The sequence below is a fragment of the Flavimobilis rhizosphaerae genome, from assembly GCF_014852685.1.
Classification (GTDB): domain Bacteria; phylum Actinomycetota; class Actinomycetes; order Actinomycetales; family Cellulomonadaceae; genus Flavimobilis; species Flavimobilis rhizosphaerae.
In genome coordinates this window covers 299,993-315,832 of record NZ_JACZDF010000003.1, presented here as the reverse complement: position 1 = coordinate 315,832, position 15,840 = coordinate 299,993, and the positions used below count along the sequence as shown (strand labels likewise).

General features: G+C 69.7%; 14 protein-coding genes and 2 tRNA genes. 13 read left to right on the top strand and 3 right to left on the bottom strand.

All coding sequences use genetic code 11. The features are described from left to right. The first annotated feature begins 8 nt into the window (after positions 1-8). From recF to IGS67_RS07675, 9 genes are all read left to right on the top strand, one after another. Positions 9-1,226 carry a DNA replication/repair protein RecF gene (recF, locus tag IGS67_RS07710; RefSeq protein ID WP_192279364.1) on the top strand — a complete coding sequence of 406 codons (1,218 nt, stop codon included), beginning with the start codon at positions 9-11 and terminating at the stop codon, positions 1,224-1,226. Between the two features lie 64 nt (positions 1,227-1,290). Next, positions 1,291-1,797, top strand: coding sequence for a DUF721 domain-containing protein (locus IGS67_RS07705; protein WP_192279362.1), 507 nt, complete (start codon positions 1,291-1,293; stop codon positions 1,795-1,797). 328 nt (positions 1,798-2,125) lie between these two features. Beyond that, positions 2,126-4,153, top strand: coding sequence for a DNA topoisomerase (ATP-hydrolyzing) subunit B (gyrB, locus tag IGS67_RS07700; RefSeq protein WP_192279360.1), 2,028 nt, complete (start codon positions 2,126-2,128; stop codon positions 4,151-4,153). Between the two features lie 70 nt (positions 4,154-4,223). Further along, positions 4,224-6,896, top strand: coding sequence for a DNA gyrase subunit A (gene gyrA, locus IGS67_RS07695; RefSeq protein ID WP_192279358.1), 2,673 nt, complete (start codon positions 4,224-4,226; stop codon positions 6,894-6,896). Beyond that, a complete protein-coding gene (locus tag IGS67_RS14365) occupies positions 6,893-7,480 on the top strand; it encodes a DUF3566 domain-containing protein (RefSeq protein WP_192279356.1) in 588 nt (195 codons plus the stop codon). Before gyrA ends, IGS67_RS14365 begins: the two co-directional genes overlap by 4 nt. A 104-nt stretch (positions 7,481-7,584) precedes the next feature. Continuing rightward, positions 7,585-7,658: transfer RNA gene (locus IGS67_RS07685), tRNA-Ile, on the top strand. Between the two features lie 28 nt (positions 7,659-7,686). After that, positions 7,687-7,806: a DLW-39 family protein gene (locus IGS67_RS13655; RefSeq protein WP_210767138.1), complete on the top strand. Its 120-nt coding sequence runs from the start codon at positions 7,687-7,689 to the stop codon at positions 7,804-7,806. Between the two features lie 16 nt (positions 7,807-7,822). Then, positions 7,823-7,898, top strand: a tRNA-Ala gene (locus IGS67_RS07680). A 117-nt stretch (positions 7,899-8,015) separates the two neighbouring features. After that, positions 8,016-8,771, top strand: coding sequence for an HAD-IIB family hydrolase (locus tag IGS67_RS07675; RefSeq protein ID WP_192279353.1), 756 nt, complete (start codon positions 8,016-8,018; stop codon positions 8,769-8,771). Between the two features lie 85 nt (positions 8,772-8,856). On the opposite strand, the gene IGS67_RS07670 is transcribed toward IGS67_RS07675, so the two are convergent. Further along, entirely contained in the window at positions 8,857-9,879 is a 1,023-nt protein-coding gene (locus tag IGS67_RS07670; protein WP_192279351.1) for a hypothetical protein, read from the bottom strand. Positions 9,880-9,997: 118 nt separating this feature from the next. Between IGS67_RS07670 and IGS67_RS07665 the strand changes: the two genes are divergently transcribed. Next, the gene (locus tag IGS67_RS07665; RefSeq protein ID WP_102509764.1) at positions 9,998-10,537 is read left to right on the top strand and encodes a peptidylprolyl isomerase; all 540 of its coding nucleotides are present in this window, start codon (positions 9,998-10,000) and stop codon (positions 10,535-10,537) included. 47 nt (positions 10,538-10,584) lie between these two features. Further along, the gene (locus tag IGS67_RS07660; RefSeq protein WP_192279349.1) at positions 10,585-11,598 is read left to right on the top strand and encodes a rhomboid family intramembrane serine protease; all 1,014 of its coding nucleotides are present in this window, start codon (positions 10,585-10,587) and stop codon (positions 11,596-11,598) included. A gap of 194 nt (positions 11,599-11,792) precedes the next feature. On the opposite strand, the gene IGS67_RS07655 is transcribed toward IGS67_RS07660, so the two are convergent. Beyond that, positions 11,793-12,137, bottom strand: a complete 345-nt coding sequence (locus tag IGS67_RS07655) for a cell division protein CrgA (RefSeq protein WP_328741992.1) — start codon at positions 12,135-12,137, stop codon at positions 11,793-11,795. A gap of 112 nt (positions 12,138-12,249) precedes the next feature. On the opposite strand from IGS67_RS07655, the gene IGS67_RS07650 reads away from it, so the two are divergent. Continuing rightward, positions 12,250-12,987, top strand: coding sequence for a DUF881 domain-containing protein (locus IGS67_RS07650; protein WP_192279344.1), 738 nt, complete (start codon positions 12,250-12,252; stop codon positions 12,985-12,987). 84 nt (positions 12,988-13,071) lie between these two features. Beyond that, positions 13,072-13,695: an aminodeoxychorismate/anthranilate synthase component II gene (locus IGS67_RS07645; RefSeq protein WP_192279342.1), complete on the top strand. Its 624-nt coding sequence runs from the start codon at positions 13,072-13,074 to the stop codon at positions 13,693-13,695. Between the two features lie 71 nt (positions 13,696-13,766). Here the strand turns inward: IGS67_RS07645 and pknB are convergent, their stop codons facing one another. Beyond that, positions 13,767-15,803, bottom strand: a complete 2,037-nt coding sequence (pknB, locus tag IGS67_RS07640; protein ID WP_456237407.1) for a Stk1 family PASTA domain-containing Ser/Thr kinase — start codon at positions 15,801-15,803, stop codon at positions 13,767-13,769. Positions 15,804-15,840: the final 37 nt, after the last annotated feature.

Below are 15,840 nucleotides of genomic sequence, written 5' to 3'. Positions count from 1 at the left end.
GGGTCCGGGTGCACGTCTCTCACCTCTCGCTGCAGGACTTTCGCTCCTACACGCAGGTCGACCTCGAGCTCGAACCGGGCGTCAACGCGTTCGTCGGTCCCAACGGTCAGGGCAAGACGAACCTCGTCGAGGCGATCGGCTACGTCGCGACCCTCGGCTCCCACCGGGTCGCGAACGACGCCGCTCTCGTCCGCGCGGGCGCGCAGAGGGCGGTCGTCCGGACCCGGGTCGTCCGGGGAGACCGAGCCTCGACGATCGATCTCGAGATCAACGTCGGTCGCGCCAACAGGGCACGCCTCAATCGCTCACCCGTCCCACGCGTCCGGGACGTCGTCGGCATCCTCCGCACCGTCCTCTTCGCGCCCGAGGACCTCGTGCTCGTCAAGGGTGACCCGGACGCCCGCCGTCGGTTTCTCGACGACCTCATGATCCTCGTGAGCCCCCGCCTCGCGTCCGTGCTCGCGGACTACGAGCGTGTGCTGCGCCAGCGGTCCGCGCTCCTCAAGTCGGCCGGCGGCCCGCGACGTCGGGGTCGGAGCACGGGCGACGACGCAGCAGGGTCCCCGGACCTGCGCACGCTCGACGTCTGGGACGCGAAGCTCGCGGTGCTGGGCGCCGAGATCATCGCGGTCCGGCAGCGTCTCGTCGTCGGTCTCGCGCCCTTCGTCGACGACGCGTACGACCGTGTGAGCGCGGGGCAGGGACGGGCGGAGATCGCCTACCGCTCGAGCCTCGCATCCGCGCTCGACCTCCCGGAGACCGACTTCCTTCCGACGGTCGCCGAGATCGAGGCTCAGCTGCTCGAGGCGGTGTCACGGCTTCGACCCAAGGAGATCGAGCGGGGCGTGTGCCTCGTCGGTCCGCACCGCGACGATCTCGTGCTCACGCTCGGCGGCCTGCCTGCGAAGGGCTATGCGAGCCACGGTGAGTCGTGGTCGTTCGCGCTCGCGCTCCGGCTCGCGTCGTACAGCTTGCTCACCGAGGGCGTCGGGGACTCCGACGACGATTTCTGGGTCGCAGACTCGCGCGAGGACGGAGAGCCTGTGCTCGTGCTCGACGACGTGTTCGCGGAGCTCGACGTCCGGCGCAGGCAGCGGCTCGCGGATCTCGTCGCGCCGGCGCGTCAGGTGCTCATCACGGCGGCGGTGCCGGGTGACGTCCCGGAATCTCTCGTCGGGGTGCGTTTCGACGTGCACGGCGGCGAGGTCACCCGTGTCGCCCGATGAGCCTGTCGAGCTCCCCCGGCCGCGAGGTGTGCCGGCGGTAGATCCGGACGACCCAACGCCCGACGTGCGTGACCTCGTCGAGCTGCCGTCGCCGCAGCAGGTGGCCAAGGAAGCCTTCAACCGGGCTCGCGCAGCGGCGCGCGAGCGGGGCGCGCGGCCGGGGGTGACGACACGGTCGCCGCTCGCCGAGCAGCGGTCCGGGCCGCGGCCCGGGGGCCGGGATCCGCAGCTCTTCGGCGATGTTGTCGGGCGTCTGCTCGCGGAGCGAGGCTGGACGAAGGACGTCTCGGTCGGTGGCGTCATCGGTCGGTGGCGGGAGGTCGTGGGCGACGAGATCGCTGAGCATGCGACTCCGCTGACGTTCGACGCGGGTGTCCTCGTCGTCCAGGCCGGTTCGACCGCGTGGGCGACACAGCTCGAGTTCCTCCGCCCGTCGCTGCTTGGGAGGCTCGCGCAGGAGCTTGGCCAGGGGGTGGTCGAGGAACTAAAGATCGTCGGTCCGACCGTGCGGTCCTTCGGTCGGGGACCGCGGAGGGTCAAGGGTCGTGGACCCAGGGACACCTGGGGCTGACTGGTTATCCACAGGCCTCTGTGCATGAACCAGTGGAAGACGTGTCATGGCTGTGAAAATCACTGTGGATAACGGGTTTGAGGCCCGATATTCCGCCCGTCGCAGGTAGACTGGACAGGTTGGGCCGGGCCCGGGACAGCACCCCGCTGACGGGTGCGTCACGAGCCCCCCGACCGGCGCTCGCTCGACTCCCCTCGTCTGGGGCGAACAGTGCTGCGGACCGTCTGACGGCCCGCGGTCGCGACGATGCTCCGACCTCGGTCGGAGCACGCACGCGGCGCCGCAGAGCACGGAACTTCAAGCGTCGAGCCGAGGAGCACCTCTTCCAGTGACTGACCAGCCGAGCACCACGGACGCGGGATCCCCGACGCCCTCCGCTCCCAGCTACGACGCCTCCTCGATCACGGTCCTCGAGGGCCTCGAGGCGGTTCGCAAGCGTCCCGGCATGTACATCGGCTCGACGGGTGAGCGTGGACTCCACCACCTCGTCTACGAGGTTGTGGACAACGCTGTGGACGAAGCGCTTGCCGGCTACTGCGACCACATCGAGATCACGCTCCTCGACGACGGTGGCGTCAAGGTCGTCGACAACGGCCGCGGCATCCCGGTCGCGCTCCACCCGACCGAAGGTCGCCCCACGGTCGAGGTCGTCATGACGATCCTCCACGCGGGCGGCAAGTTCGGCGGCGGCGGGTATGCCGTCTCGGGCGGGCTCCACGGTGTCGGCATCTCCGTCGTCAACGCGCTGTCGACACGCGTCGAGACCGAGATCAAGCGCGACGGTTTCACGTGGAACCAGTCCTTCGCCGACGGCGGCAAGCCGGTCGGAACGCTCCGTCAGGGAGCACCGACCGAGGAGACCGGGACGACGCAGACGTTCTGGGCCGACCCCGCGATCTTCGAGTCGACCGTCTTCGACTACGAGACGCTCCGCTCGCGCTTCCAGCAGATGGCGTTTCTCAACAAGGGCCTGCAGATCACGCTCACGGACGAGCGTTCCGTCGAGGTCGACGAGGACGAGCTCGCGGGCGACGCCGACACCGAGGCCCCGCGCCACCGCACCGTCACATACCGCTACGACCAGGGCCTCACGGACTACGTCCGTCACCTCAACTCGATGAAGAAGGTCGAGCTCGTCCACCCCGAGATCATCGACTTCGAGGCGGAGGACACCGACCGTCGCATCTCTCTCGAGATCGCGATGCAGTGGACGGGTGCCTACTCCGAGTCGGTGCACACGTACGCGAACACGATCTCGACGACCGAGGGCGGTACCCACGAGGAGGGCTTCCGTGCGGCGATGACGTCCCTCGTCAACCGCTACGCGCGCGCCAAGGGTCTCCTCAAGGACAAGGACGAGAACCTCACGGGCGACGACGTCCGCGAGGGGCTCACCGCCGTCGTCTCGGTGAAGCTCGGCGAGCCGCAGTTCGAGGGCCAGACGAAGACGAAGCTCGGCAACACCGAGGCGAAGACCTTCGTCCAGAGCGTCGTCAACGACCGCCTCGGCGACTGGCTCGAGTCCCACCCCAACGAGGCCAAGGACATCATCCGCAAGGCCGTCCAGGCCGCTCAGGCGCGCCTCGCGGCGCGCAAGGCGCGCGAGGCGACGCGCAAGAGCCTCCTCGGCACCTCGTCGATGCCGGGCAAGCTCAAGGACTGCCAGTCCAACAAGCCCGAAGAGTCCGAGATCTTCATCGTCGAGGGCGACTCCGCCGGCGGCTCCGCCGTCCGCGGTCGCAACCCCTACAACCAGGCGATCATGCCGATCCGAGGCAAGATCCTCAACGTCGAGCGGGCCCGCCTCGACCGCGCGCTCAGCAACCTCGAGGTCCAGGGGCTCATCACCGCCTTCGGCACGGGCATCTCCGAAGACTTCGACATCGACAAGCTCCGGTACCACAAGATCGTCCTCATGGCCGACGCCGACGTCGACGGCAAGCACATCGCGACGCTTCTGCTCACGCTGCTGTTCCGCTTCATGCGACCGCTCATCGAGCACGGCCACGTCTACCTCGCGCAGCCGCCGCTCTACCGTCTCAAGTGGTCGAACGCACCCCACGACTACGTGTACTCCGACGCCGAGCGCGACCAGGCCCTCGCGGCCGGCCTCGCCGCCGGCCGGCGCATCCCCAAGGACAACGGCATCCAGCGCTACAAGGGCCTCGGCGAGATGGACTACTCCGAGCTCTGGGACACGACGATGGACCCCGAGCACCGCACGCTGCTCCAGGTGACCCTCGACGACGCGGCGACGGCCGACGAGGTCTTCTCAGTGCTCATGGGAGAGGACGTCGAGCAGCGACGCTCCTTCATCCAGCGCAACGCCAAGGACGTGAGGTTCCTCGACATCTGACGGCCGCCCGGCCCCAGCGACAGGAACCCCACGCACGACCCGGCCCAGCGCCGAGCGAAGGAACGAGACGGTGAGCGAGAACACCCCCGAGAACGGGACGACCGGCGACGCGTACGACGTCGTCAACCACGGACGGATCGACCAGATCGACCTCCAGCAGGAGATGCAGAAGTCGTTCCTCGACTACGCGATGAGCGTCATCGTCTCGCGCGCGCTGCCCGACGTCCGCGACGGCCTCAAGCCCGTCCACCGACGCGTGCTCTACGCGATGTACGACGGCGGCTACCGTCCCGACCGCGCGTTCTCCAAGTGCACGCGCGTCGTCGGCGACGTCATGGGCAAGTACCACCCGCACGGTGACACCGCGATCTACGACGCCATGGTGCGCCTCGTGCAGGACTGGTCGCTGCGCTACCCGCTCATCGCCGGGCAGGGGAACTTCGGCTCCCCCGGCAACGACCCCGCCGCAGCACCCCGGTACACCGAGTGCCGCATGGCGCCGCTCGCCATGGAGATGGTCCGGGACATCGACAAGGAGACCGTCGACTTCCAGGACAACTACGACGGTCGCACCCAGGAGCCCGTCGTCCTGCCGGCGCGCTTCCCCAACCTCCTCGTCAACGGCTCCTCCGGCATCGCCGTCGGCATGGCGACGAACATCCCGCCGCACAACATGCGCGAGGTCGCCGCTGGTGTCCGGTGGCACCTTGCCCACCCGGGTGCGAGTCGCGAGGAGCTCCTCGACGCCCTCATCGGCGAGATCAAGGGTCCGGACTTCCCGACGGGCGCCGCGGTGCTCGGCCGCCGCGGGATCGAGGACATGTACCGCACGGGTCGCGGCTCGATCACGATGCGTGCCGTCGTCAACGTCGAGGAGATCCAGGGCCGCACGTGCCTCGTCGTCACCGAGCTGCCGTACCAGGTCAACCCTGACAACCTCGCCGCGAAGATCGCCGACCTCGTCAAGGAAGGCCGTCTCGGCGGCATCGCCGACCTGCGTGACGAGACCTCGGGCCGCACCGGTCAGCGGCTCGTCATCGTCCTCAAGCGCGACGCTGTCGCGAAGGTCGTCCTCAACAACCTCTACAAGCACACGCAGCTCCAGGACACGTTCGGCGCGAACATGATCGCCCTCGTCGACGGCGTGCCACGCACCCTGTCGCTCGACGCGTTCATCCGCCACTGGACGACGCACCAGATGGACGTCATTGTCCGCCGGACGCGCTTCATGCTCCGCGAGGCCGAGGAGCGCGCCCACATCCTCACGGGCTACCTCAAGGCCCTCGACATGCTCGACGAGGTCATCGCGCTCATCCGCGCGTCCGCGACCGTCGACGACGCCCGTGAAGGCCTCATGCGCCTCCTCGACGTCGACGAGATCCAGGCCCGTGCGATCCTCGCCCTCCAGCTGCGCGCGCTCGCCGCGATGGAGCGTCAGAAGATCGCCGACGAGCACGCCGAGCTCATGGCGCGCATCGCTGACTACAACGCGATCCTCGCGAACGAGGACCGGCAGCGGCAGATCGTCGGCGACGAGCTCGACGAGATCGTCGGCCGCTACGGCGACGAGCGTCGCACGACGATCCTCCCGTTCGACGGCGAGGTCTCGATCGAGGACCTCATCGCCGAGGAGGAGATGGTCGTCACCATCACCCGCGGCGGTTACGTCAAGCGCACCCGCACCGACAACTACCGGGCGCAGAAGCGTGGTGGCAAGGGCGTCCGCGGCGCACAGCTGCGAGAGGACGACATCGTCGACCACTTCTTCGTCACCTCGACCCACAACTGGCTGCTCTTCTTCACGAACTTCGGCCGCGTCTACCGTGCCAAGGCGTACGAGCTGCCCGAGGGCGGCCGCGACGCCAAGGGGCAGCACGTCGCGAACCTTCTTGCGTTCCAGCCCGACGAGCGGATCGCCCAGGTGCTCGCGCTGCGGACATACGAGGACGCGGGGTACCTCCTTCTCGCGACGAAGCGAGGCCTCGTCAAGAAGACGCGCCTGACCGAGTACGACACGAACCGCACCGCCGGCCTCATCGCGATCAACCTCCGCGAGGACGACGAGGGTACGACCGACGAGCTCGTCTCGGCCCGCATCGTCAACTCCGTCGACGACGTCATCCTCGTGAGCCGCAAGGGCCAGTCGATCCGCTTCACGGCGAACGATGAGCAGGTGCGGCCCATGGGGCGTTCGACGTCGGGCGTCACGGGCATGAAGTTCCGCGACGACGACGACCTGCTCGCGATGGACGTCGTTCGTGACGACGCGTTCCTCTTCACCGTCACCGAGGGCGGCATCGCGAAGCGCACCCAGCTCACGGTCGACAACTACCGGCTCCAGGGCCGAGGCGGGCTCGGCATCCGCGTCGCGAACCTGCCCGAGCGCAACGGGGACCTCGTCGGCGCCCTCGTCGTCGACGAGGACGACGAGGTGCTCGTCATCATGGAACGCGGCAAGATCGTGCGGTCCGCGGTGCGTGAGGTCAACCCGACCGGGCGCACCTCGCAGGGCGTGATCTTCGCCAAGCCCGACAAGAACGACCGGATCATCGCCGTCGCCCGCAACGAGGAATCTGGGGATGACGACGAGGCCACCGACGGCGAGGGTTTCGCCGTCGACGCCGAGTCCACGGACGGGACGGTCCCCCTGCAGGAGGAGGCCAACACCGCCGAGGCGGGGCAGACTGGGACGACCGACGTCGCTGACATCGACGTGACGGGCACCGAGGAGGAGCGAGCGTGACCGAGAAGCAGGACGCCGCGCCGCCGGCGATCACCCCGAAGACCCCGGCACCGCGTCCCGACGCGCCCGCCGGGCCCGGTCCGGTGCCTGCGCCTGCTGCGATCTCCGCAACCGGCGCGACTCCCACCGGCCCGGGGAGCACGGGCGCGGTTCCCGCGCCGGCCAGCGCCCCGAGGCCCGTGGACGAGCACGACAACGAGCACCTCGACGAGGAGGACTACGCGCCGCGCAAGGTCCGCCTCACGCTCTCGCGCATCGACCCGTGGTCCGTCATGAAGATGTCGTTCCTCCTGTCGATCGCGATCGGCATCATGATCGTCGTCGCGGCCTTCGTGTTCTGGTACGCGCTCAACGACCTCGGGGTGTTCACGTCGATCGACGAGACGATCCGGAAGATCGTCGGGACCGAGTCCGAGCTCGACATCCTCCAGTACGTCGAGCGCGACCGCGTCGTCTCCCTCGCGATGATCATCGCTGTCGTCGATGTCGTCCTCATGACGGCGCTCTCGACGATCGGAGCCTTCCTCTACAACGTCGTCGCAGCCCTCGTGGGCGGCGTGCACATGACGCTCACGGACGACTGACGACGAACTCCGGGGCGCCCCGGCACCTCGTTTTGGAGCGAGGGCCGATGCTGGGGTAGTCTCGGTGCGCTGCCGTCGCAGGGAAACCTGCAGCGAGCGGCGACGGGCCCATAGCTCAGGCGGTTAGAGCGCTTCGCTGATAACGAAGAGGTCGGAGGTTCAAGTCCTCCTGGGCCCACGGAAGTACCCCACAAGGAGGTTGTCCCATGAAGAAGCTCCTTCTCGTCGCGGCTGTGGCCGCTGTCGGGTACTACGCCTGGCGGAGGTACTCCGAGGAGTCCGCCGGCAAGGACCTCTGGGCAGAGGTCGCCGACACCTTCGAGTGAGGCACAGAAAACTCACGGGGCCATGGCGCAATTGGTAGCGCACCTGCTTTGCAAGCAGGGGGTTGGGGGTTCGAGTCCCCCTGGCTCCACCACAGACGGCCTGCATCTCCTCATGAGATGCAGGCCGTTCGTCTGTCGGGTCGACCCGAGGGCAGGGGAGCGTCGCTAGGCTGGGCGCGATCCCGACGCCGTCACCCAGGAGAAGATCCGTGCCCACCCCCCGTCTCGTCGCGTTCGACCTCGACGACACCCTTGCCCCGTCGAAGTCCCCCCTCGACGGCCGCATGGTCGAGCTTCTCCTCGCTCTGCTCGAGCGCGTCCCGGTGTGCATCATCTCAGGCGGGCAGATCGCGCAGTTCCGGGCGCAGGTCATCGAACGGCTCGGAGACGTCGACCCCGCGCTCCTCGCACGGCTCCACCTCATGCCGACGTGCGGGACGCAGTACTGGCGTCACCACGAGGGTGCGTGGCACCAGGAGTACGCCGAGAACCTCACGGACGACGAGAAGCAGCGCGCGTTGGCCGCGGTCGAGGGCGAGGCGCGTCGCCTGGGCCTCTGGGAGTCTGAGACCTGGGGCCCGATCCTCGAGGACCGCGAGTCGCAGATCACGTTCTCCGCGCTCGGTCAGGCCGCTCCCGTCGCCGCGAAGGCCGCGTGGGACCCCGACGGCTCACGGAAGGCGGCACTGCGTGATGCCGTCGCCGTGCTCGTCCCCGACCTCGAGGTGCGCTCTGGCGGCTCGACGTCCGTCGACATCACCCGCAAGGGCATCGACAAGGCTTACGGCATGGCGCGCCTCGAGAAGCTCGCGGACGTCCCCCTCGACGACATGCTCTTCGTCGGCGACCGCCTCGACGAGGGTGGCAACGACCGGCCCGTCCTTGACATGGGAGTGCGCTGCCACGCGGTCGAGGGCTGGGAGGACACCGCCGACTACCTCGCGGAGCTCATCCCCACGCTCTGACGGATCTCCGCGGCTCGCAGGCGCGCGCAGACGGACGACGACGGCCGCCCCGAGGGGCGGCCGTCGTCGTCCGTGCAGAGGAGCGTCAGGCGTCAGGGGCCTTCGGCTTCGGAGTGGTTTTCCGTGGTGCTCGAGGCTTCGGTGCGGGCTTCTGCGCCGCCTCGTCGATCTTCTCCGCGGCGTCGTCGGCGGCACCGGCCGCTGTCTCGGCGGCGTCGGCGACCGTGCTCGACGTCGTGTCGGCAACGTCCTCAACCTTCTCGGCGACAGCCTCGACGGCATCGGTGCCCGCCTCCTGCGCCTCGGCGGCGGCGTCAGCCACCTCGGCCGCGACCTCTCCCCCGGCCTCGGCGGCCGCGTCTCCGGCCTTCTCTGCCTCGTCCGAGGCATCCTCGAGGACGTCCTCGAAGCTCGACGTGTCGACCTTCTCCCACGGCTCAGCCCAGGGGTCGACCTCGGGCTGAGACTTCTTCCAGACGACGTACGCGCCACCCGCGGCGGCCGCCGTGCCCGCGACCCACCAGAACGCCTTGCCCTTGCCCGAGGACTTCTCAGCCTTCTTCGCGAGCACCTCGGCCGCGCCGGCGAGCGAGTCCGATCCGTGCGCCACGGCGTCCTGCGCCTTCGTCGCAACCTTCTCGACGACGCCGCCGTCGGCTGCGTCGTCCGCGACGCGGGCGAGGAGGTCGGCCGTCGACGACGCGGCTGCCCCGGACTTCTCCGCAGCCGTCGCGGCTGCCGCGTTGAACGCGTGCACGAGGCGCGGCAGATACTCGTCGACGACCTTGTCGTGCGCCGTGTCGATCGCGGGGCGGGCCTTCTCTGCCGCAGCCTCGACGCGAGGAGCCGCAGCCTGGACGGTCTCGTCCCAGACCTTCTCGATGCGCGGAGCGAGCCACTCCTTGAAGGCCTCGAGGCGCGGTGCGCTCCACTCGACCGCGTCCTGGGCCGCGACCTTGGCACGCTCGGCGAGGAGTGCGGCGACGTGCGCCGCCTGCTCGGCGGCGTCCCCCACCGCGGCGGCGGCCGTCGCGGCCTGGTCCTTGACCTTCTCGGAGTCGATCCCGTCGAGGGTCTCCCTGGCCTGGTTGCGGATGCCGTCGAGCATGATGCCTCCTGCTGGTCGCGATGACGAAGGTATCCCCCTACTCTGCCACCGACAGGGGTCGCACCGCGACGGGGGGAGCGACTCCCGTCCTGCGGAGGTTCCGTGGGAGGATGAGGTCATGTTCGCAACCCTGCACACCTCCGCGGGCGACATCCGCGTCGAGCTGTTCCCGAACCACGCGCCGAAGACTGTCGAGAACTTCACGGGTCTCGCGACGGGCACGAAGGCCTGGACGAACCCGTCGACGGGCGCCTCGTCGAACGAGCCCTTCTACGACGGCCTCATCTTCCACCGCGTCATCTCCGGCTTCATGATCCAGGGCGGCTGCCCGCTCGGCACCGGCACGGGTGGCCCCGGCTTCAAGTTCGACGACGAGATCCACCCCGAGCTCGGGTTCACGAAGCCGTACCTCCTCGCCATGGCGAACGCCGGCACGCGCCGCAACCCGCTCACCGGCAAGGCCGAGGGCACCAACGGGTCGCAGTTCTTCATCTCCGTCGACGCGACGCCGTGGCTTACCGGCAAGCACACGATCTTCGGCGAGGTAGCCGACGACGCGTCCCGCCAGGTCGTCGACGCGATCGCTGCCGCGAAGACCCGTCCGGGCGACCGCCCCGTCGAGGACATCGTCATCAACAGCGTGACGATCGAGGACTGACCTCCCCTGCACGTCCCGAGAGCCGCCGCACACCCCTGGATGCCCGCATGAGCGACAACGTCCCGACGGGGGGTGCGGCGGCTCCCGTCTGTCCGCGGCACCCCGACCGTGTCTCCTACATCAGCTGCCAGCGGTGCGGTCGGCCCGCGTGCACCGAGTGTCAGCGCCCCGCTGCCGTCGGCGTGCACTGCGTCGAGTGCGTCAACGAGCACGCCCGCAACGCGCCCGCCGCCCGGACGGCGCTCGGTGCGCGGCTGCGTGAAGGCCGACCCGTCGTGACGCTCACGCTCATCGGGCTGTGCGTCATGAGCTACGTCCTCCAGCGCACCGCGGGCGACGTCTGGACGGCGCACCTCGAGATGGCGCCCGTCCTCGGCGCGCTCGAGCCGTGGCGGCTGCTCACGGCGGCGTTCCTCCACGCCGACAATCTCACTCACATCGCGTTCAACATGATCGCCCTGTGGTCGGTCGGACCGCTCCTCGAGCAGATGCTCGGCCGAGGGCGGTTCCTTGCGCTCTATCTGCTCTCGGCGCTCGGCGGGTCTGTCGCGGTCGTGTGGCTCGCGAACCCTCTGACGATGGAGTGGCTCACACCCGTGCGCGGGGCGTCGGGGGCGGTGTTCGGGCTCTTCGGAGCGTTCGTCGTCATCCTCCGGCGCTTCGACCGGGACGCGACGCAGGTGTACGGGATCCTCGGCATCAACCTCGTCATCGGCTTCGTCGTGCCGGGGATCTCGTGGGAGGCGCACGTCGGCGGGTTCGTCGTGGGTGCCGCTGTCGGCGCGGCGTTCGCGTACGCGCCGCGCGAGCGGCGTCACCTGTGGGCGTTCGTCGTGCCGATCGTCGCGACCGTCGTGCTCGGCGCAGCGGCGGCCGTGCGCTTCGGGTCTGTGCCGGAGTGGACGCGTGTCGACGAGGACTCGTTCCTGCCGCCCGACGGCTTCACGTCGGCGGTGCACGCGGTCGAGCCGGAGCGCACGCCTGTGGACAACCTCGCCTCGGCGGGGCTGTCCACAGTTCTCCACAGCGTTACTCACAGCTGTGGAACTACAGGCGTGTAGTTATCCACAGGCCTGTCCACCGATGGGGACAGACTGTCCACCGCCCCAACAATCCGAGCGGATGGCCCCTACCAGTAGCCATCCGCTCGGATTCCTGGGAACGGCGTCGTGCGGGGACGCGCGAGGCCCCCTGCATCGATGATGCAGGGGGCCTCGCGCGTCCCCGGGCCGAGCCCAGCGTCAACGCCCGATGCTCAGCGCCAACGCGTCGTCAGACCGAAGCCGGCGATGAGGAACGCGAAACCGACCGCGAGGTTCCAGTTGCCGTTGAGATCGAAGGCCTTCTGGAACGGAATCGGCCACTGCATGTTCGAGAGGTACGCGACGACGACGTACACGAGGCCGAAGATCATGAGACCGAGCATCGTCGGCACGAGCCAGCGCGGATTCACCCCGGCCTCACGCGCCTTCTCACGGGCCTCACGCTTGAGCTGCTTATCGAGCGACGCGGCCTTCTTCTTCGCCGCAGGCGGCACGACCGGCTTCTTCACGGTGGCAGCGGGGGACGACTCGTTCTCGGACGGCTTCGGATCGGACACGGCGCGAGGCTCCTGTCTGGGACGGCGGGACCGGGACCGCACAGTCCCGTGACAACGCATAGCCTAGTGCCCGGGCGGCACCACGCCCTGCGCACACATGGAGGCGAGCCGGATGAGGACCGCGGACACCCCCGCACGGCGGGTCCAGCGAGCACCCGTCGTCGTCATGCTCGTCCTTGCCCTCGCAGGCCTCCTCTTCACGTCCTCCGCCCGGCTCGCCCGCAGCCAGGGTGAACGCCACCCCGAGAACCTCGCCCAGCTCATCGAGGTCGAGGAACGCCGCGTCGCCGAGGTCGAGGAGACGCTCAAGGCCCTCGACGAGCAGATCTCGCTCGCCGCACCCGCCGTCGGCCCCGACGTCGACGAGGACGCCTACCTGCGCGACGCCGTCGCCGCCGGCGCCGTCCCCGTCACCGGACCCGGGCTGCGCGTCGCGCTCGACGACGCACCGCCCCAGCCCGTCGGCTCGACGATCCCCGCCGACACCCTCGTCGTCCACCAGCAGGACCTCGAAGCCGTCATCAACGCCCTCTGGGCCGGGGGAGCGGAAGCCATGACGCTCCAGGGCCAGCGTGTCCTCACGACGACCGCGTTCCGCTGCGTCGGCAACGTCCTCTCGCTCCACGGCCGCGTCTACTCCCCGCCCTACGTCGTCGAGGCCATCGGGGACCCGGCCGCACTCGCCGCGGCTCTCGACGCGTCGGACGCGATCTCGACGTACCGCGAATGGGTCGACGCCGTCGGGCTCGGCTGGGACGTCAGCACGCAGGACACCCTCGAGATGCCCGCCCGCACGGTCGCGAACCTCGCGCACACCCGCCTCCCCGACGGCGTCGACCCGCTTCCCTGACCGACGACGTGGACGACCGCGCGGCCGTGCACCCCGGCGGGGCATGATGGCCTCACGACCCAACCACGCCACCCGGGAGACGCCGTGACGCGCATCCTCGTCGTCGACAACTACGACTCGTTCGTCTACACGATCGTCGGCTACCTCGACCAGCTCGGGGCACGGACGACCGTCGTCCGCAACGACGCCGTCCCCGACGCCGCGACCTGGGAGTACGACGGTGTCCTCGTGTCGCCCGGTCCCGGGACCCCCGCCGAGGCCGGATCGAGCCTCGACGTCATCCGGGCGTGCGCCGCACGGGCCCTGCCGATGCTCGGCGTCTGCCTCGGCCACCAGGCGCTTGGCGAGGCCTTCGGAGCCACCGTCACGCACGCCCCCGAGCTCATGCACGGCCGCACGAGTCTCGTCGAGCACGAAGACCGCGGCGTCCTCGACGGTCTTCCCCACCCCTTCACCGCGACGCGCTACCACTCGCTCGCCGTCGTCCCCGCGACGGTGCCCGACGAGCTCGAGGTCACCGCACGCACGTCCGGCGGCATCATCATGGGGCTCCAGCACCGCGAGCTGCCGCTCCACGGCGTCCAGTTCCACCCCGAGTCGGTCCTCAGCGAGGGCGGTCACAGGCTCTTCGCGAACTGGCTCGCGCTCACCGGCCTCACGGACGCCGTCGAGCGATCCGCCGGACTCGCGCCGCTCGTGCGGCGCTGAGCCCCACGCGTCCAGGAAGGCCACGAGCCCCCGACCAGCGGTCGGGGGCTCGTGGCGTCAGCGGACGGAGATCAGCCCTCGTCACCCTCACCGTCACCGTCACCAGCACCCGGGTCGGACGTCGGGTCCGTGGTCGGCTCAACCGTCGGCGCCTGCGGGCCCGGCCCGGTCGACACGTAGATGACGACCTCGTCGCCCTCCTGAGCCGCCGTGCCACCTGTCGGCACGTCGAAGACGATGCCGGCCACCTGGTCGAAGGACTGCTCCGTGATGACCTTCGGCACGAGGTTCCGCGCACGCAGCGCCTCCTCGGCCTGCGCCTGCGTGAGGCCCACGAGGTTCGTCGGCACGACGACCGTCTCCGGCTCGGGCTCACGCGCGATGATGATCTGGATAACCGTGCTGTGCTTGACCTGACCGGCCGCCGGTGCCTGACGCAGGACCGTGCCCGGCTTCGCGTCCGCGGACTCCTCGGAGTCGTACGACGCACTCACGCGCGGGTTCGCGGCGAAGAACTCCTCGACTTCCTTGCGTTCCATCTTCTCGAAGTCAGGGACGTCCGTGTTGCCGTTCGAGATGAAGAGCACGACCTTGTCGCCCTTCTTGACGTCCTTGTCCGCCGCGGGCTCCGTGCGCGTCACGCGGTCGAGCTCGACCGTGCCGCTCGGCTCCGTGCGTGTCGTCTCGACGACGAGACCGGCCTCCGTGAGCACCTGCGAGGCGCGCGCCTGGTCGAGTCCCGCGACGTCAGGAATCTTCGTCGCGGACGGGCCCTGCGAGAACCACACCGTCACCGACGTGTTCTCGGGAACCGACTGTCCCTCGGGCGGGTCCGAGCGCACGGCCGTGTCGCGCTCCGCGGTCGACTCCTCGAGCTCCTGGACGAGCACGAGGTTGAGCGCGTCGAACGCCTCCTTGACCTCGGCCCGCGTCTTGCCGACGACGGTCGGCACCGTGACGTTCTTGACCTCGGGAGTCTTGTTGTTGTTGAGCACGAGGATGAGGACGAGCGCGACGACCGCCGCGACCGCGACCGCGACGAGCGACCACACGAGCGTGCGACGACGCTTCGTGTCCGGCTCGGCCTCGGCCACCGCCTGCGTGGCCGTCGCTGGCGACGTCCCCACCGGCGGGAACCCGGACGCGCCCGCACCGGTGGGTGCCCAGCCGCCACCCTGCGCAGCCGGCTGGACGGGCTGCGGGAACGCCTGCGTCGTCGCCGCACCGAACACCTGCGTCGCCGACTCGTCGGCCGCAGGCACGGCCGCTGCCGCGGCCGCCGCGGCGACCGTCGCGATCCCCGCCGCCTCGACATGACCGCCGCGGATCGCAGACTCGAGGTCCGCGCGGAACTCTGCGGCCGAGCCGTACCGGTCGACGCGCGACTTCGCGAGCGACTTCAGCACGACGCGGTCGAGGGTCTCCGGGATGTCGCTCGCGAGGCTCGACGGACGCGGCGGAGCCTCCTGCACGTGCTGGTAAGCGACTGCGACGGGGGAGTCGCCCTGGAACGGCGGGCGTCCCGTGAGGAGCTCGAAGAGCAGGCATCCGGCCGAGTAGAGATCGGAACGTGCGTCGACCGACTCGCCGCGCGCCTGCTCGGGGGAGAGGTACTGCGCGGTGCCGATGACAGCCTGCGTCTGCGTCATCGTCGCCGCCGAGTCCGCGACCGCTCGCGCGATGCCGAAGTCCATGACCTTGACGGCACCCGTCGGCGTGAGCATGACGTTCGCCGGCTTGATGTCGCGGTGGACGATGCCCGCCTGGTGGCTGTACTCGAGCGCCGAGAGGACGCCCGACGCGATCTCCACGGCCTCGTCGATCGGCACGGCGTGCCCCGTGCGGAGGATGTCGCGGACCGTGTGACCCTCGACGTACTCCATGACGATGAACGGGACGTGCTGGACGGTGCCGGAGGCCTCCGTGTACGTCTCCTCGCCCGTGTCGTACACCGCGACGATCGCCGGGTGGTTGAGCGCCGCGGCCGACTGCGCCTCACGGCGGAAACGCGCCTGGAAGGACGGGTCACGCGCAAGGTCCGAGCGGAGGATCTTGATCGCGACGGTCCGGCCCAGGCGAGCGTCGTGGCCGATGTGGACCTCGGCCATACCGCCACGGCCGATGAGCTCGCCGACCTCGTAGCGT